Origin of the sequence: Pseudomonas sp. KB-10 (genome assembly GCF_018221585.1) — a bacterium.
In the GTDB taxonomy this organism is placed as follows: domain Bacteria; phylum Pseudomonadota; class Gammaproteobacteria; order Pseudomonadales; family Pseudomonadaceae; genus Aquipseudomonas; species Aquipseudomonas yangonensis.
This window is the reverse complement of sequence record NZ_QYYB01000001.1, coordinates 440,203-457,453: the sequence shown is the minus strand read 5'-3', so window position 1 is coordinate 457,453 and position 17,251 is coordinate 440,203. Positions and strand designations below refer to the sequence as shown.

The 17,251-nt window shown below is 64.5% G+C and carries 10 protein-coding genes; 5 read left to right on the top strand and 5 right to left on the bottom strand.

The genetic code is table 11. The features are described 5' to 3' along the window. Position 1: 1 nt before the first annotated feature. From DXK50_RS02010 to DXK50_RS02000, 3 genes are read left to right on the top strand one after another with little or no spacing between them, the layout of a single operon-like run. Positions 2 to 7,273, top strand: coding sequence for an Hpt domain-containing protein (locus DXK50_RS02010; protein ID WP_212629182.1), 7,272 nt, complete (start codon positions 2 to 4; stop codon positions 7,271 to 7,273). After that, positions 7,270 to 8,289 carry a chemotaxis protein CheB gene (locus DXK50_RS02005; protein WP_212629181.1) on the top strand — a complete coding sequence of 340 codons (1,020 nt, stop codon included), beginning with the start codon at positions 7,270 to 7,272 and terminating at the stop codon, positions 8,287 to 8,289. The genes DXK50_RS02010 and DXK50_RS02005 overlap by 4 nt, the downstream gene beginning before the upstream one ends. Before the next feature lie 10 nt (positions 8,290 to 8,299). Next, positions 8,300 to 8,770: a chemotaxis protein CheW gene (locus tag DXK50_RS02000; RefSeq protein ID WP_212629180.1), complete on the top strand. Its 471-nt coding sequence runs from the start codon at positions 8,300 to 8,302 to the stop codon at positions 8,768 to 8,770. Between the two features lie 78 nt (positions 8,771 to 8,848). Here the strand turns inward: DXK50_RS02000 and DXK50_RS01995 are convergent, their stop codons facing one another. From DXK50_RS01995 to DXK50_RS01985, 3 genes are all read right to left on the bottom strand, one after another. Beyond that, complete coding sequence (locus DXK50_RS01995; protein ID WP_161865781.1) at positions 8,849 to 10,321, bottom strand: alanine/glycine:cation symporter family protein; 1,473 nt, start codon at positions 10,319 to 10,321, stop codon at positions 8,849 to 8,851. A 211-nt stretch (positions 10,322 to 10,532) separates the two neighbouring features. Then, on the bottom strand, positions 10,533 to 11,252 hold the full coding sequence (locus DXK50_RS01990; protein ID WP_161865782.1) for a 16S rRNA (uracil(1498)-N(3))-methyltransferase: 720 nt from the start codon (positions 11,250 to 11,252) through the stop codon (positions 10,533 to 10,535). 80 nt (positions 11,253 to 11,332) lie between these two features. Next, positions 11,333 to 12,739, bottom strand: a complete 1,407-nt coding sequence (locus DXK50_RS01985) for an adenosylmethionine--8-amino-7-oxononanoate transaminase (RefSeq protein WP_212629179.1) — start codon at positions 12,737 to 12,739, stop codon at positions 11,333 to 11,335. Between the two features lie 248 nt (positions 12,740 to 12,987). Here DXK50_RS01985 and DXK50_RS01980 point away from each other — a divergent pair, with 248 nt between their 5' ends. Continuing rightward, complete coding sequence (locus DXK50_RS01980; protein WP_161865784.1) at positions 12,988 to 13,533, top strand: cytochrome b; 546 nt, start codon at positions 12,988 to 12,990, stop codon at positions 13,531 to 13,533. 61 nt (positions 13,534 to 13,594) lie between these two features. Beyond that, entirely contained in the window at positions 13,595 to 14,170 is a 576-nt protein-coding gene (locus DXK50_RS01975; protein ID WP_161865785.1) for a YceI family protein, read from the top strand. A gap of 227 nt (positions 14,171 to 14,397) precedes the next feature. On the opposite strand, the gene DXK50_RS01970 is transcribed toward DXK50_RS01975, so the two are convergent. Further along, the gene (locus DXK50_RS01970) at positions 14,398 to 16,287 is read right to left on the bottom strand and encodes a DEAD/DEAH box helicase (protein WP_212629178.1); all 1,890 of its coding nucleotides are present in this window, start codon (positions 16,285 to 16,287) and stop codon (positions 14,398 to 14,400) included. A gap of 189 nt (positions 16,288 to 16,476) precedes the next feature. Beyond that, positions 16,477 to 17,235 carry a substrate-binding periplasmic protein gene (locus tag DXK50_RS01965; protein WP_212629177.1) on the bottom strand — a complete coding sequence of 253 codons (759 nt, stop codon included), beginning with the start codon at positions 17,233 to 17,235 and terminating at the stop codon, positions 16,477 to 16,479. Positions 17,236 to 17,251 lie beyond the last annotated feature (16 nt).

Genomic DNA, 17,251 nt, shown 5'->3' with positions numbered 1-17,251 from the left:
TATGGGTGATCGGCATGATTATGTCGCCCTGGAGTGGGTCAAAGGCGAGATCGGGGAAACCCTGAAGCAGGCGCGGCAGGCCCTGGAGGCGTTCGTCGAGAACCCGCAGGACCCGACGCGCATGCGCTTCTGCCTGACCTACGTGCACCAGGTGCACGGCACCTTGCAGATGGTCGAGTTCTACGGCGCAGCGTTGCTCGCCGAGGAGATGGAGCAGCTGGCCAAGGCGCTGATGGAAGGTCGCGTGGCCAACCAGGGCGAAGCCCTGGAAGTGCTGATGCAGGCCATCCTGCAACTGCCGGTGTACCTCGACCGCATCCAGACCGCCCGTCGCGACCTGCCGATGGTCGTGCTGCCGCTGCTCAACGATCTGCGTGCCGCCCGTGGCGAGAAGCTGCTGTCGGAAACCAGCCTGTTCTCGCCGGACATGTCCGCGCGCCTGCCGGCACTGCCGGAAGGCAGCATGGCGCGTCTGCGTACCGCCGAACTGCCGGTGCTGCTGCGCAAACTGCGGCAGATGCTGCAGATGGCGCTGGTTGGGGTGATCCGCAATCAGGATCTGGCCACCAACCTCGGCTACATGGCGCGTGTTTTCGCTCGCCTGGAAAGCCTGTGCAAGGACGCCCCGTTGGGCGGCCTGTGGCAGATCGCCTCCGGCCTGGTCGAAGGCCTGGCCAATGGCAGCGTGGTCAACGGTACCTCCGTGCGCACGCTGCTGCGTCAGGTCGACAAGGAGCTCAAGCGCCTGGTCGAGCAGGGCGCCGATGGCATAAACCAGTCCGCGCCGGACGAACTGACCAAGAACCTGCTGTTCTACGTGGCCAAGGCGCCGGCGCAGTCGCCGCGTATTCGTGCGCTGAAGGAACAATACCGTCTCGACGAAGCGCTGCCCGACAACGAGGTGGTGGACGAAGAGCGTGCCCGTCTGGCGGGGCCCGACCGCGACGCCATGCGTTCGGTGGTCGCCGCGCTGTGCGAGGAGCTGGTGCGGGTCAAGGACAGCCTCGATCTGTTCGTGCGCAGCGATCGCAATCAGCCCGGCGAGCTGGACGCCTTGCTGGCGCCGCTCAAGCAGATCGCCGATACACTCGCGGTGCTGGGCTTCGGTCAGCCGCGCAAGGTGATTCTCGACCAGATCGACGTGGTCCACAGCCTGTCTCTCGGGCAGCGCGAACCCAATGACGCTGTACTGATGGACGTCGCTGGTGCGCTGCTCTACGTCGAGGCGACGCTGGCCGGCATGGTCGGTCCGAGTGACGACAGCCAGAACGAACAGAGCCATCTGCCGACCACCGACGTGGCGCAGATCCACCAGCTGGTGATCAAGGAAGCGCGCAATGGCCTGGAACAGGCCAAGGACGCGATCATCGAGTTCATCGCCTCGCAGTGGAACCACGAACACCTGGCCCGCGTGCCAGAGCTGCTGACCCAGGTCCGTGGCGGCCTGGCGATGATTCCGCTACAACGCGCCGCCGACCTGCTCAACGCCTGCAACCGCTACATTCAGGAGCAGCTGCTGGCACGCAAGGCCGTGCCCAACTGGCAGAGCCTGGATACCCTGGCCGATGCCATTACCAGCGTCGAGTATTACCTCGAGCGTCTGGCCGAGGACCATGGCACTCAGGGCGACCTGATTCTCGATGTCGCCGAGGAGAGCCTGGAGACCCTGGGTTACCCGCTCAAGGAAAAGCCTTCGATCCTCGACCGCGTCGAGCCGCAGCAAGAGAGCCTGGCGCCTCTGGCCGACCCGTTGCAGGAAATCGAACTGCTGGGCGCAGAGAGCGAGCAACTCGAAGAGCCGCTGGCAGAAATCGAGCCGCTGGAGTTCGAACTTTCTGAGCCTGACGACGAGGTTGCCGACCTGCAGTTGCCCGACGCCGAGCCCGAGCTGTCAGCTGCGAGCGAGACGGCCGACACCTTCACTTTCGAACTGGAGGAGCTCGAAGAGCTGCCGTCGCTACAGAGCGAAGAGATCGTTGCCGCTCCTTTGCTCGATGCCGAGCCGGAGCCTGCGCTGGAGCCGGAAGAACTGAGCCTGGACCCACTGGCCGAGACGCCGCAGTGGGACGAGCTGGAACTGGCGGATCTGGAACTGCCGGAAGTCGAACTGCCCAGCCCACCTGAAATCGTTCCGGAGATCGAGACACCGGCAGCGGAGAAGCCGCTGTCGATGGCTGACGTGATGGCTGCGCCGGTGCAGGCGATCAACCCGCCTGCTGCCGATGTGCCGCCGAGCCTGCTGCCGCCGCCCGCCGATGAAGAACCGGTGGACGAGGAGCTGCTGGAAGTATTCATCGAGGAAGCCGGTGAGGTGCTGGAAACCATCGCCGAGTACCTGCCGCAGTGGCAGGCCGACACCGACAACAAGGACGCGCTGATCGAAGTGCGCCGCGCCTTCCACACCCTCAAGGGTAGCGGGCGCATGGTGCGTGCGCTGATCATCGGCGAACTGGCCTGGTCCATCGAGAACCTGCTCAACCGCGTACTGGACCGCAGCATCGAGCCGAGTGAGTCGGTGCAGCAGGTGGTGCTAGACGTCGTGGCGCTGATGCCGGCGCTGGTCGAGGAGTTCGCCGCCAAGGCGCAGCGTCAGCGCGATGACGTAGACCTGTTGGCCGCCACCGCGCATGCCTTGGCCAAGGGGCTGACACCCCCAAAATCTGACGCCCCGGCCACCCCGCAGGTAGCCGAGCCGGTGGGCGTTGACCAAGCTACCGATGTCGCCGAGCCAATCGCTGTGCGCGACGACGAAGCGCTCGAAGGCGAGCCCCTCGACCCGCAGTTGCTGGAGATCTTCCGCAACGAGGCGGAGACCCATCTGGACACCCTGGTGGGCTTTCTCGCCGACTGCGCGCAGGAACTGCCGCAACCGGTGACCGACGACCTGCAGCGCGCCCTGCATACGCTCAAGGGCAGTGCCTACATGGCCGGCATCCTGCCGGTGGCGGAAATCGCCGCGCCGCTGGAAAAGCTGGTCAAGGAGTTCAAGACCAACCTGATTCAGGTGGATCTGGCTGCCGCCGAGCTGCTCAGCAGCGCCGAAGGCCTGTTCCGCACCGGTCTCGATAACCTGCAAAGCCAGCCGCTGGCGCCCATTCCCGGTGCCGAGGCGTTTCTGGCACGTGTTCAGGCGCTGCATCAGGAGCGTCTGGCCAATGCCGAAAACGAGCGTATGGCGCAAAGCGGCGAGAGCCGCGATCCGCAGCTGATCAGCATCTTCCTCGCCGAGGGTATGGACATCCTGCTGGACGCCGAAGACCTGCTGCGCAAATGGCGCGAGCATCCGTCCGAGCGTCAGGAACTCTCTGCCCTGTTGGAAGAGCTGACCACCCTTGGCCGTGGTGCCGAGATGGCCGAGCTGCCACAGATCGACGAACTGTGCGAAGCCCTGCTGGACCTTTACGGCGCCGTTGAAGAAGGCAGCCTGGCCGTCAGCGAGCGCTTCTTCGACGAAGCGGAAAAGGCTCACGAAGCGCTGATCGGCATGATGGATCAGGTCGCCGCCGCCTTGCAGGTCAGCCCGCAACCCGAGCGGGTGCAGGCGCTGCGCAACCTGCTCAGTGAAGCCATCGATCCGAATACCCTGGCCTTGCTGACGCCTGGCGCCGAGGGGCTGGAAATCACCGAACTCGATCAGGCCATGGTCGAGCTGGAGCAGGCTGATAGCGAGCCGCAGAGTCTGGATGAGCCGCTTGCCGAGACGGAAGTCACCGAGGATGCGGTCGAAGCACCGCAGGCCGAAGCGCAGGTCGAAGACGACCCGAGCGAGGCCGACGCCGAACTCGACGAGGAAATGGTGGAGATCTTCCTCGAAGAGGCTGTGGACATTCTGGAGAGTGCCGGCCAGGCGCTGGAGCGCTGGCTCGGCGAGCCGGACAACACCCTGCCGTTGTCCTCGCTGCAGCGCGACCTGCATACCCTCAAGGGCGGCGCGCGCATGGCCGCGATTCGCCCGATCGGTGACCTGGGCCACGAGCTGGAGTCGCTCTACGAAGGCCTGGTCGACCGCCGTTACAACCACTCGCCGGAGTTGGGCAGCCTGCTGCAGCAAAGCCATGACCGTCTGGCACAGATGCTCGATCAGTTGCAGGCACGCCGTCCTCTGGTGTCAGGGGAAGACCTGATTCAGGCGATCCGTCAGTTCCGTCAGAGCGGCACGCCGCAGAGCCTGTCGGCCGCTGTCGCTCAAATCGAGCCTGAGCCGGACGACCAGCCCATCGAGGCAGCCGACGCGCAAACCGAAAGCTTCGAGCTGCCACCGCTGGCCTTGGTCGAGGACGAGATTCTGCTCGATGAGCAGCCACAGGCCGAGCCCGAGGCGGAGTTGCCGCTGATCGATGAAGTCGAGTGGGTGCTGCCCGAAGAGCAGCCGCTGGCGCGCGAAGCTGTTGCCGAGCCCGAGCCCGAGCCCGAGCCCGAGTCGCAGAGCGCAACGCTGGCCAACTGGCACGATGAGCGTGATCCAGAACTGGTGGAAATCTTCCTCGAGGAAGGGTTCGACATCATCGATAGCGCGGGTGCCGCATTGCAGCGCTGGATGACCGATGTTGACAACAGCCTGGAGCTGGAGGCTCTGCAACGCGACCTGCATACCCTCAAGGGTGGTGCGCGCATGGCCGAGATTCGCGAGATTGGCGATCTGGCCCACGAACTGGAATTCCTCTACGAAGACCTCGGCAATGGCCGCCTGCGCGCCAGCCCCGAACTGTTCACCCTGCTGCAGGCCTGCCACGACCGTCTGGCCGAAATGCTCGAAGCCGTGCGTGGTCAGCGCGCGGTGCCGCAGGGCGATGCCCTGATCGAGACCATCAAGCGCTTCCGGGCCAACCCTGACGAGCAGCTCAGCATGCCGTCGTCGGTGCAGCTCAAGGCCGTGGTCGAGAGCGACGAAGGCGAAGATGCGGACAGTGACATCCTCGATATCTTTCTCGAGGAGGCCGACGACCTGCTCGAGGCGATGGAATCCGCCGTCGGGCGCTGGGAAGAACAGCGTGATGACGGCAACGCCATCGACGAGATGCTGCGTATCCTGCACACCCTCAAGGGCGGCGCACGTCTGGCCGGGCAGAAGCGCCTCGGCAATCTGAGCCACGACCTGGAGCAGCATCTGACCGAGGCCTTGCAACAGGGCGCGCCCTGGCCCGACAGCCTGTTGCTGGACGTGCAGTCCGGTTTCGAAGGGCTGCAGCAGGAGGTCGACCTGCTACGCCAGCGCCTCAGCGCCAGCCTTGCCGACGAGCCGCTAGTGGCGCCCGTGGTCGAGGCAGAGCCTGAATCGCCTACGGTCGCCACCCTGCGCAACCCCATCGTCGCGGCCAGTGAAACGCCGGCCCAGGTACAGGCGCCCACGGTCCTGCCGTTCGTGCAGCGGGCCCAGGCGGCCGCTCAGGAAGCCGCCGCGCGTCGCGCGCCGCAGGAGCTGGTCAAGGTGCCGGCCGAGTTGCTCGAAGGCCTGGTCAACCTGGCCGGTGAAACCTCGATCTTCCGTGGCCGTGTGGAGCAACAGGTCAGCGATGTCAGCTTCACCCTGAGCGAGATGGAAGCGACCATCGACCGGGTCCGCGACCAGCTGCGTCGTCTCGATACCGAAACCCAGGCGCAGATTCTCAGCCGTTACCAGGCCGAGGCCGAGCGCGCCGGTTACGAAGACTTCGACCCGTTGGAGATGGACCGTCACTCGCAGCTGCAGCAGCTGTCCCGCGCGCTGTTCGAGTCCGCCTCCGACTTGCTCGATCTGAAGGAAACCCTGGCGGCGAAGAACCGCGACGCCGAGACCCTGCTGTTGCAACAGGCGCGGGTCAATACCGAGCTGCAGGAAGGCCTGATGCGCACCCGCATGGTGCCGTTCGATCGCCTGGTGCCGCGTCTGCGCCGTATCGTGCGTCAGGTGGCCGGTGAGCTGGGCAAGCAGGTCGAGTTCGTCGTCGGCAACGCCGATGGGGAAATGGACCGCACCGTGCTCGAGCGCATCGTCGCGCCGCTGGAACACATGCTGCGCAACGCCGTCGACCATGGCATCGAACTGGCCGATGCGCGCCGCGCTGCCGGCAAGCCGGATACCGGCACCATTCGCCTCAATCTCGGCCGTGAGGGCGGCGATATCGTCCTGACCCTGGAAGATGACGGCGGCGGTATCCGTCTGGAGGCCGTGCGCCGCAAGGCCGTCGAACGTGGTCTGATGGACGCCGACAGCGACCTGAGCGATCACGAGGTGCTGCAGTTCATCCTCGAGGCCGGGTTCTCCACCGCGGAGAAGGTCACGCAGATTTCCGGGCGTGGCGTCGGTATGGACGTGGTGCACTCGGAGGTCAAGCAGCTCGGCGGCTCGATGAGCATCGACTCGACACTGGGCCAGGGCACGCGCTTCACCATTCGCCTGCCGTTCACCGTGTCGGTCAACCGCGCGCTGATGGTCTACTCCGGGGAAGATCTCTACGCCATTCCGCTGAATACCATCGAAGGTATCGTGCGCGTCTCGCCCTACGAGCTGGAGGCCTATTACGCCCCCGATGCACCGCGTTTCGAGTACGCCGGGCAGGCTTACGAGCTGAAGTACCTGGGCGACCTGCTGAACAATGGTCAGCAACCCAAACTGGTGGGCCAGAGCCTGCCGCTGCCGGTGATTCTGGTGCGCTCCAGCGAGCATGCCGTGGCGGTGCAGGTAGACAGCCTGGCCGGCTCGCGCGAGATCGTGGTGAAGAGCCTTGGCCCGCAGTTCGCCGGGGTGAATGGCATCTCCGGGGCGACCATCCTCGGCGACGGTCGCGTGGTGGTGATTCTCGATCTGCTGGCGACCATCCGTGTGCTGCACGCGCATCTGCAGAGTCAGCTGATGCCGCGCCTGGCCTCGCGCCCGATGGCGGCCAACGAGGAGGTGGAAGTCGACCGTCCGACCCTGGTCATGGTGGTGGACGACTCGGTCACCGTGCGCAAGGTCACCAGCCGCCTGCTCGAACGCAACGGCATGAACGTGGTCACCGCCAAGGACGGGGTGGACGCCATCGCCCAACTGCAGGAGCACAAGCCCGACATCATGCTGCTGGACATCGAGATGCCGCGCATGGATGGTTTCGAGGTGGCCACCCTGGTGCGTCACGACGAGCGCCTGAAGGATCTGCCGATCATCATGATCACCTCGCGTACCGGCGAGAAGCACCGCGAGCGGGCCATGGCCATTGGCGTCAACCAGTACCTCGGCAAGCCCTATCAGGAGTCCTTGCTGCTCGACACCATTGCTCAGTTGGTGGATAGCCACCGGGTCAAACGGACATGACGGAAAAATCCTCCGCGCGTATCGCAGTAATCGCCGACACCTCGCTGCAGCGCCACGTGCTGCAGCAGGCATTGGCCGGTGGCGGCTATCAGGTGGTGCTCAACAGCGACCCGGCACGCCTTGACGAGCAGGCACTGGCAGCCTGCGACACCGACCTGTGGCTGGTAGACCTGGCCCAGTCGGAAGATTCGCCGCTGGTCGACAGCCTGCTGGAGCGCGCCAGCGCCCCGGTGCTGTTCGGCGAAGGCCACGCGCCCGAGCGTCATTCGGAAAACTACCCGCGTTGGGAGCGCAGCCTGTTCGGCAAACTCAAGCGTCTGGTCGGCGATCCGACCCAGGCGGTCGGGCCGAGCCTGCAGGCGCTGCTCGACGAGGCGCAGCGCCCTGCGCGCCTGGAACTGCCGCAGGCGCTGGCCAACACCCCGCTGAAGGCCGGCGAGCCGGCACGTCAGGTATGGCTGCTGGCGGCCTCGCTGGGCGGCCCTGCGGCGGTCAAGGCCTTCCTCGATGCGCTGCCGGGCGGCCTGCCCATTGGGTTCATCTATGCCCAGCACATCGACGCCAGTTTCGAGGTGGCGTTGCCGCAGGCGGTCGGTCGCCACAGTCAGTGGCACGTCAACACGGCGCGCCAGGGCGATCCGGTGCGTTGCGGCGAGGTAGTGGTGGTACCGATCACCCGCGAGCTGGGCTTTGCCGACGACGGCGCGATGCAGATTGCCGAGCGCGGCTGGCCGGAGCCCTACAGCCCTTCCATCGATCAGATGATGCTCAACCTGGCACAGCAGTTCGGTGCCCAGTGCGGCGTCATCGCGTTCAGTGGCATGGGCAGCGATGGCAGTGCCGCCGCCGCCTACGTCAAACGCCAGGGCGGGGTGATCTGGACTCAGCGCGCCGACAGCTGCGCCAGCCCGAGCATGCCGGACAGCCTGCGCGAGGGCGGCTACAGCAGCTTCAGCGCCGACCCGCGCGAGCTGGCCGTGGCCCTGGTCAATCACCTCGCCGAACATTGCAGTTGAGGACGTTTCAATGAGCCAAGCCGTCGCCACCCAGAACACCGCCGCCGGTCTAACCGGCCTGCTGGTGCCTCTGGCCGACCGCACCCTGCTGCTGCCCAACGTGGCGGTGGCGGAACTGATTCCCTATCGTGCCCCGCAAGTCAGCGAGGGCACGCCCGACTGGTTTCTCGGCCAGATTGCCTGGCGCGATCTGCGTTTGCCGCTACTGTCCTTCGAGGCTGCCAGTGGTGGCCAGGCGCAGGTCGCCAGCGGTGCCCGCGTGGCGGTGATCAACGCCCTGGGTGGTCGGCCCAAGGTCAAGTTCATCGCTCTGTTGGTGCAGGGTATTCCGCGTTCGCTGAAAGTCGGCAGCGACCTGCCTGCGGCCGATGCCGAACTGGCGCCGCTGGAGCTGGGCGCCGCACGCGTCGGTGACGAGGTTGTGCGTATTCCGGATCTGGCGGCACTGGAGCAACTGCTCGCCGATGCCGGCCTGATCTGACGGAATCCTGCGCTCAGGCGAGCGCCCATGAAAAAGCCCCGGCATTGCCGGGGCTTTTTCGCTACTGCTGTCAGGCTATCAGCGCTGCGGTTGCTGCGCTTCGGTCTTGTTCGCAGTCAGGTTTTCTTCCGAGGTCCAGTAATCGGCATTGGTGATGCCGAGTTTCTCCGGATTGAACACCGGATCCTTGCCCTCGTCCAACTGCTGCTCGTAGTCCTTCAGGCACTTGTAGGCAACCTTGTGCATCAGCAGGATGGCGATGATGTTCAGCCAGGCCATCAGGCCCACACCGAGGTCGCCCAGATCCCAGGCGAAGGTTGCGGTGTGCACGGTGCCGTAGACGGTAGCCGCGATGATGCCGAACTTCAGCAGCAGGGTGAGGATGGGGCGCTTCACCTTGCGGTTGATGTAGGCAATGTTGGTCTCGGCGATGTAGTAGTACGCGAGGATGGTGGTGAAGGCGAAGAAGAACAGGGCGATGGCGACGAAGGCATTGCCGAAGCCGGGCATCATGTTTTCCATCGCAGTCTGTACGTAACCCGGGCCTGCGGCGACGCCGGCGATACCGGTGAACATCGCGCTGCCATCGGGTGCCTGGACGTTGTACTGACCGGTGATCAGCAGCATGAAGGCGGTGGCAGAGCAGACGAACAGGGTGTCGATGTAAACCGAGAAGCCCTGAACCAGGCCCTGCTTGGCCGGGTGGCTGACGGCAGCGGCGGACGAGGCGTGCGGACCGGTACCCTGACCGGCTTCGTTGGAGTACACGCCGCGCTTGACGCCCCACTGGATGGCCAGGCCGACGATGGCGCCGAAGCCGGCCTCAAGGCCGAAGGCGCTCTTGACGATCAGCATCACGACTTCCGGCAGCTGAGTGATGTTCAGCAGGATGATCACCAGCGCTACCAGGATGTAGCCCAGCGCCATGAACGGTACGACCACCTGAGTGAAGTGGGCGATACGCTTGACGCCACCGAAGATGATCAGGCCGATCAGCACGGCCAGTACGGCGGCGGTGACGTTCGGGTCGATGCCGAATGCGGTGTTGACGCTGGAGGCGATGGAGTTGGCCTGTACGCCCGGCAGCAGCAGGCCGCAGGCGAATACGGTGACGATGGCGAACAGCCAGGCGTACCACTTCAGACCCAGGCCGCGCTCGATGTAGAAGGCCGGGCCGCCGCGGTACTCACCGTTGAGCTTTTCCTTGTACACCTGACCGAGGGTCGACTCGACGAACGCCGAGCTGGCGCCGAGGAAGGCGACCATCCACATCCAGAACACGGCACCCGGACCACCGAAGGTGATGGCGGTGGCCACACCGGCGATGTTGCCGGTACCGACGCGACCGGCGAGGGTCATGGTCAGAGCCTGGAAGGAGGTGATGCCATGCTCGTCGGTCTTGCCGGTGAACATCAGGCGAATCATTTCTTTGAAGTGGCGAACCTGGAGGAAGCGGCCGCGCAGGGAGAAGTAGAGACCAACGCCGAGACATAGATAGATCAGCGCCGGGCTCCAGACCAGACCGTTTAGGGTCGAGACCAGTTCGTTCATGCAATGCTCCTGGGCATGCGGCCGCCTTTTGGGCGGTGCCGAGGCCCGTTGTTTGTTATTGGAAGAGAACGACGCTGCGGGGCGCCGGCCTCGGCCGCGCGCGGGTCGCTGGTGAGCGGGTCGCGCGTGCGGCGCGCAGAGCATGACAAAGACTGCCCGTCTTGCAATCTCTTGAGGTCACATTTAGTTACGCTAAGGCGACATTTTTCGCCTACAGGTCTCCCCAGAGCTGCTGAGCGACACTCAAAGCGACCACTGGAGCCGTTTCGGTGCGCAAAACGCGCGGTCCAAGGCGGGCGGCATGGAAGCCAGACTGCCTGGCCTGATCCACCTCTGCATCGCTCAAACCGCCTTCGGGGCCGATCAAAAACGCCAGTGAGCGCGGCGGGACATGGCCGACCCAGGGTTCGGCGACCGGGTGCAATACCAGTTTCAGGTCGGCTTCGATCTGCTGCAGCCAGGCGTTCAGTTCCAGCGGCGCGTGGATCACCGGCAGCACCGAACGGCCGCATTGCTCGCAGGCGCTGATCGCCACCTGACGCCAATGGGCCATGCGCTTGTCGGCGCGTTCGTCCTTCAGGCGCACCTCGCAGCGCGCGGAGACGATCGGGGTGATTTCGCTGGCCCCGAGCTCGGTGGCTTTCTGAATCGCCCAATCCATGCGCTCGCCGCGCGACAGGCCCTGGCCCAGATGGATACGCAGCGGCGATTCGCTCAGCCCGGCGATGGCTTCGCGCAGTTCGACGCGCACGCTCTTCTTGCCCACCTCGATCAGTTCGCCGAGGTATTCCTGGCCGCTGCCGTCGAACAGCTGTACGGCATCGCCCGCCGCATGGCGCAGCACGCGGCCGATGTAGTGGGCCTGGGCCTCGGGCAGTTCATGCTGGCCGAGGGACAGCGGGGCATCGATAAAGAAGCGGGATAGGCGCATGGGAAAAGGCTTCAGGCGGCAGGCTACAGGTGGGCGGAGTGTATCGCCTGTGGCCTGTAGCCTGAAGCCTGTGGCCGCTTTTAGCCCGGGTCGCGATGGTCCGGGTAGTGGCTGCTATCTACCGCCACGCTGACCGACTCACGGGTGGCGATATCGATGCCTTCGCTGGCCACCTCGGCGAGGAAATCGATTTCCTCGGGACTGATCACGTAGGGCGGCAGGAAATACACCACGCTGCCAAGGGGGCGCAGCAGTGCGCCGCGTTCCAGTGCGTGCTGGTACACACGCAGTCCGCGTCGTTCCTGCCAGGGGTAGGCGGTCCTGGCGGCTTTGTCCTGCACCATCTCGATGGCCAGGGCCATGCCGGTCTGGCGCACTTCGGCGACATGCGGGTGATCGGCCAGGTGCGCAGTGGCGCTGGCCATGCGTGCCGCCAGGGCCTTGTTGCGTTCGATCACATCGTCGTCACGGAAGATATCCAGGGTCGCCAGCGCGGCGGCGCAGGCCAGCGGGTTGCCGGTGTAGGTGTGCGAGTGAAGGAAGGCGCGCAGCGTCGCGTAGTCGTCATAGAAGGCGCCGTAAACGTCGTCGGTGGTCAGCACCGCGGCCATTGGCAGGTAGCCGCCGGTCAGCGCCTTGGACAGCACCAGAAAGTCGGGAGTAATCCCGGCCTGCTCGCAGGCGAACAGGGTGCCGGTGCGGCCGAAGCCGACAGCAATTTCGTCATGTATCAGGTGCACGCCATAGCGGTCGCAGGCCTCGCGCAACAGCTTGAGGTAGATCGGGTGGTACATGCGCATGCCGCCGGCGCCCTGGATCAGCGGTTCGACGATCACCGCGGCAACCTCATGGTGGTGCTCGGCCAGCGTCTGCTCCATATGGGCGAACATGACGCGCGAATGCTCCTCCCAGCTCACGCCGTCGGGGCGCAGGTAGCAGTCCGGGCTGGGCACCTTGATGGTGTCGAGCAGCAGCGCCTTGTAGGTGTCGGTGAACAGCGACACGTCGCCCACCGACATCGCCGCCACGGTTTCGCCGTGGTAGCTGTTGGTGAGGGTGACGAAGCGTTTCTTGCCGGCCTGGCCGTTGTTGAGCCAGTAGTGAAAGCTCATCTTCAGCGCCACCTCGATGCCCGACGAGCCGTTGTCGGCATAGAACACCTTGTTCAGCCCGGGCGGAGTGATCTGCACCAGGCGCTCGGACAGTTCGATGACTGGCTGATGGGTGAAGCCGGCGAGCATGACGTGCTCCAGGCTCTCCAGCTGCTCGCGGATACGCGCGTTGATGCGCGGGTTGGCGTGGCCGAAGACGTTCACCCACCAGGAGCTGACTGCGTCCAGGTAGCGCTTGCCTTCGAAGTCTTCCAGCCAGACACCGGAGGCCTTGCGGATCGCCACCAGGGGCAGGCGCTCATGGTCCTTCATCTGCGTGCAGGGGTGCCACAACACGTCAAGGTCGCGTTGCATCCAGTGGTCGTTCAGGCTCATGAAGAATCTCCCAGTATCCAGCGCCACAGCCTACCAGAAGGTGTCCGGGATACACGGCTGATCCGGCATGACCCGCTGTCCGTATCGCTGATGGGGCATTTTGCGCAGGTGGCGTGCGCTAAGCGGGTGGCCTGAAAAAACTCGAAATGAGATATCGTTTTTATCGATCTTTCATAGCGAAATTTTCCGCTTTAAATCGATATATTTACCGTTAGTCTTGCTCGGAATCTGGATCAGGAAAGTCCCTCATGCAATGGCGCAACACCTCTGCTCGTTATGGTCTGGTCAGCGTGCTGCTGCACTGGCTGGTCGCGCTGGCCGTATTCGGTCTGTTCGGCCTTGGCTTTTGGATGGTGGGGCTCAGCTATTACGATCCGTGGCGCCAGAGTGCGCCCGACCTGCACAAGAGCATCGGTATTGTGCTGTTCGCAGTCATGCTGCTGCGCGTGCTTTGGCGTGTCCTCAACCCGGCGCCGGCGGCCCTGAGCAGCCATGGCCCGCTTACTCGCCTGGCCTCCAAGCTCGGGCATGGCGCGCTCTACCTCGGGCTGTTCGGCGTGATGATCTCCGGTTATCTGATCTCCACCGCCGATGGCCGTGGCATTGAGGTATTCGGGCTGTTCAGCGTGCCGGCAACCCTGACGGGTATTGCGCAGCAGGAAGATATCGCGGGTGCCGTCCATGAGTACCTGGCCTGGGGCCTGGTGATCTTCGCCGTTGTGCATGGCCTGGCCGCACTCAAACATCATTTCATCGACCGCGACAGCACTCTGCTGCGGATGTTCGGGCGCTGACGCATTTCATAACCCGGGCCAAGGCCCGACTAGATCGACAACCTCGCAAGGAGAACACCCCATGTTGAAGAACGCCCTCGCTGCACTGGTTCTGGGCTCCGCTCTGATCGGCGGTCAGGCCATGGCAGCCGACTACGTTATCGACAAGCAAGGCCAGCACGCTTTCGTCAACTTCAAGATCAGCCATCTGGGCTACAGCTGGCTGTACGGCACCTTCAAGGACTTCGACGGCAAGTTCAGCTTCGACGCCGACAAGCCCGAGGCGAGCAAGGTCAGCGTGACCCTGAAGACCGCCAGCGTCGACACCAACCACGCCGAGCGTGACAAGCACATCCGCAGCGCCGATTTCCTCAACGCCAGTAAGCACGACACTGCGACCTTCGAGTCCACTTCGGTCAAGTCCACCGGTGAAGGCACTGCCGACGTTACCGGTAACCTGACCCTGAATGGCGTGACCAAGCCGGTCGTCATCGCCGCCAAGTTCATCGGTGAAGGCAAGGACCCGTGGGGCGGCTACCGCGCCGGCTTCGAAGGCACCACTACCCTGAAACTGAAGGATTTCGACATCGCCATGGACCTCGGCCCGGCTTCGGAAACCGTCGAGCTGATCATCTCGATCGAAGGTATTCGTCAGTAAAGAAAACGGCCGCTAGCGGCCATCTGATGACCCTCTCCCATTTATGGGGCGAAGAGGCGTGCTTTTGGAGGCACCGCCTCCTACGCCGATGAGCGCCTGATCGCTGGCGATCAGGCAGGGGCGCGGAGCGGGGTGCCCGAACGGCGGGAGAGGGCTGGTTCTCCACTGGTCTCTCCCCCTAAACAAAAACGCCGCCCATCGGGCGGCGTTTTCGTTTGCGCGTCAGCTTACTCGTCGCGGTTGCGCGTGAGCAGTGCCGGCTTCTCGCCACGCGGACGGGTGCTGTTGCTCAGCTCGTCGAGTTGCTCGGCGGTGGGGAAGCGATCCAGGCGCGAGCCCTTGTGCATGATGATCGGCTGCTTCTCGCGCGGGTTGCGTACGGCCGCATCGGAGCGTGGCAGCTCGTCACGGTCGAGCGAGGTGATGCGACCATCATGGGCAGGACGAGCGCGGCCACGGTTGCCACCGTTACGGCCCTGACCGCCTTGGCCGGCCTGGCCTCCGCCCTGACGACGGCTCTTGCCCGCGCCATTGCCGCCGCCGTTGTTGTTGCGCGGCCCTTTGCCGTTCTGCCGAGGCTGACCCTGGGCCGCAGCGTTGGCTGGCGCGCCACCGGAGCGGCGGCCACGACCCTGCTGCTTGTTCTGGTTGGGGCTGACGTAGTCGACACGGTTACCGAAGTTGTCGATTTCATCGTCGAGAAACTCTTCCGGGTCGCGATCCGGTGGCAGCGGCGGGATCGCTGCGGCGGCCTGGGGCTGGCTTTCGTTGCGCGGTTTCTGACCGCGGCGCTTCTGGCCTTGCGGCTTGGCCTTCTGTTCCTTGCCGCTGTCCTTGCCCTTGTCCTTGCGACCGCTGGCGTGGCGCTCGCCCTTGGGCTTTTCGCCACCTTCGGCTTTCTGTTTCTTCTGCCCGGCGTTGCGCGGTTGGCGTGGCTCGCGCACTTCCGGGCGCTCCGCTTCCACGGAGCTGGCATCGAAGCCCATCAGATCGCCATCGGGGATCTTCTGCTTGGTCATGCGCTCGATGCTTTTCAGCAGCTTCTCTTCATCCGGGGCGACCAGCGAGATCGCCTCACCGCTACGCCCGGCGCGACCGGTACGGCCGATGCGGTGGACGTAGTCCTCCTCGACATTGGGCAGTTCGAAGTTGACCACATGCGGCAGTTGATCGATGTCCAGACCGCGAGCAGCGATATCGGTGGCGACGAGGATGCGCACCTTGTTCGCCTTGAAGTCGGCCAGGGCCTTGGTGCGTGCGTTCTGGCTCTTGTTGCCGTGGATCGCGGCAGCCGGCAGGCCATGCTTTTCGAGATACTCGGCGAGGCGGTTGGCGCCATGCTTGGTGCGGGTGAATACCAGCACCTGCTCCCAGGCCCCCTGGGTGATCAGGTGGGCGAGCAGGGCGCGCTTGTGGCTGGCGGCCAGGCGGAATATACGCTGTTCGATACGCTCGACCGTGGTGTTCGGCGGGGTGACCTCGATGCGCTCGGGGTTGTGCAGCAGCTTGCCGGCCAGATCGGTGATGTCCTTGGAGAAGGTCGCCGAGAACAGCAGGTTCTGGCGCTGCGCCGGCAGGCGTGCCAGCACCTTCTTCACGTCATGGATGAAACCCATGTCGAGCATGCGGTCGGCTTCGTCCAGTACCAGGATTTCCACGTGGGACAGATCGACGCTGCCCTGGCCGGCCAGGTCGAGCAGACGGCCCGGGCAGGCGACGAGCACGTCGACACCCTTGGCCAGTGCCTGGACCTGTGGGTTCATGCCGACACCGCCGAAGATGCAGGCGCTGACGAATTTCAGGTCACGCGCATAGATCTTGAAGCTGTCGTGGACCTGGGCGGCCAGCTCGCGGGTGGGGGTCAGCACCAACACGCGCGGTTGTTTCGGGCCGTGGCGCTGTTCGCGGTCCGGGTGGCCGGCTGGGAACAGACGCTCGAGAATCGGCAGGGCGAAGCCTGCGGTCTTGCCCGTGCCCGTCTGGGCCGCCACCATGAGATCGCGACCTTGCAACACGGCGGGAATGGCCCGCTGTTGCACCGGAGTGGGCTGGGTGTAGCCGGCGGATTCGATCGCACGGACTAGAGCCTCGGAGAGACCGAGGGAAGCAAAGGACATGGGCAATCCTGTACGTAGTGAGGGCGTGGCCCTATGGGGTGATATTGCCTGGCTTGAATCATGCGTGGGGCGCGTGATCCCGTCCGGTACTGCTGGCTTCTGGGAGCTAGCATCCGGGCGCAAGCCTGGCGGGAAGCCCCGAGTATAACAGAGCTTATGGCATGCGCAGCTACCAGCCCGTCGGTTGGTTCACGGTCTGAGGTTCTCGGGGATGGTGTAGCGTCGCTGCAGTTCGGCGTAGGCCGGTTCACGCTTGAAGCGTCGCAACTCGCGGGCGAAGTCGGCGGCCAGACTCGCGAACGCCGGGTCCTTGCGCAATGCCAGATACAGGCGGTCATGGCCGATGGCCTTGCGGTTGTAGTCGATTTGTTCGAGCAGGCCCAGTTGTGCGCCCAGGTAGAGCCCGGCGCGACGATCGCTGACCACCAGGTCGACCCGGTGACGAATCAGTTTGCCCAGGTTGGCTTCATGGGTCGGCGCCTCCTCGCGGCTGAACAGGGTCGAGGTACGGAAGCTTTCATTGGCGTACCAATACCCGGGCGAGATGCCGACCACCAGATCGCGCAGGTCTTCCAGGCGTTCATAGGGATAGGGGCGATTGCGCGCGTGAAACAGCACGAATTCGACGTCGCTCAGTGGCTCTTCGACGAAGCGCATGCTCGCTTCACGTTCTGGCAGATGAAAAATGTCCAGAATGCCGTCGGCTAGCCCCTGCTCCAGTGCCAGCAGGCAGCGCTTCCAGGGCAGGAACTGCAGGTCGAACTCGATACCCAGGCGGCGCAGGACCTCGCGGGTGATCTCATAGTCGAGGCCGGCCGCCTGGCCATTTTCTTCATAGACATACGGCGCCCAGGCTTCCGTAACCAGGCGCAACGTTTCTCCGCGCGCGGAGAACGCGATGGAGCCTATCAGCAAAATGGCGACGAGCTGGCGCTGGATAGATGGCATTGCGCCAGATTAGCGA

What these genes read in the sequence shown, in the direction of transcription:
- DXK50_RS01980 (WP_161865784.1), top strand. Translation starts at nt 12,988, where the DNA reads ATGCAATGGCGCAACACCTCTGCTCGTTATGGTCTGGTCAGCGTGCTG.
- DXK50_RS01990 (WP_161865782.1), bottom strand. Translation starts at nt 11,252, where the DNA reads ATGCGCCTATCCCGCTTCTTTATCGATGCCCCGCTGTCCCTCGGCCAG.
- DXK50_RS02005 (WP_212629181.1), top strand. Translation starts at nt 7,270, where the DNA reads ATGACGGAAAAATCCTCCGCGCGTATCGCAGTAATCGCCGACACCTCG.
- DXK50_RS01975 (WP_161865785.1), top strand. Translation starts at nt 13,595, where the DNA reads ATGTTGAAGAACGCCCTCGCTGCACTGGTTCTGGGCTCCGCTCTGATC.
- DXK50_RS02010 (WP_212629182.1), top strand. Translation starts at nt 2, where the DNA reads ATGGGTGATCGGCATGATTATGTCGCCCTGGAGTGGGTCAAAGGCGAG.
- DXK50_RS01970 (WP_212629178.1), bottom strand. Translation starts at nt 16,287, where the DNA reads ATGTCCTTTGCTTCCCTCGGTCTCTCCGAGGCTCTAGTCCGTGCGATC.
- DXK50_RS02000 (WP_212629180.1), top strand. Translation starts at nt 8,300, where the DNA reads ATGAGCCAAGCCGTCGCCACCCAGAACACCGCCGCCGGTCTAACCGGC.
- DXK50_RS01985 (WP_212629179.1), bottom strand. Translation starts at nt 12,739, where the DNA reads ATGAGCCTGAACGACCACTGGATGCAACGCGACCTTGACGTGTTGTGG.
- DXK50_RS01995 (WP_161865781.1), bottom strand. Translation starts at nt 10,321, where the DNA reads ATGAACGAACTGGTCTCGACCCTAAACGGTCTGGTCTGGAGCCCGGCG.
- DXK50_RS01965 (WP_212629177.1), bottom strand. Translation starts at nt 17,235, where the DNA reads ATGCCATCTATCCAGCGCCAGCTCGTCGCCATTTTGCTGATAGGCTCC.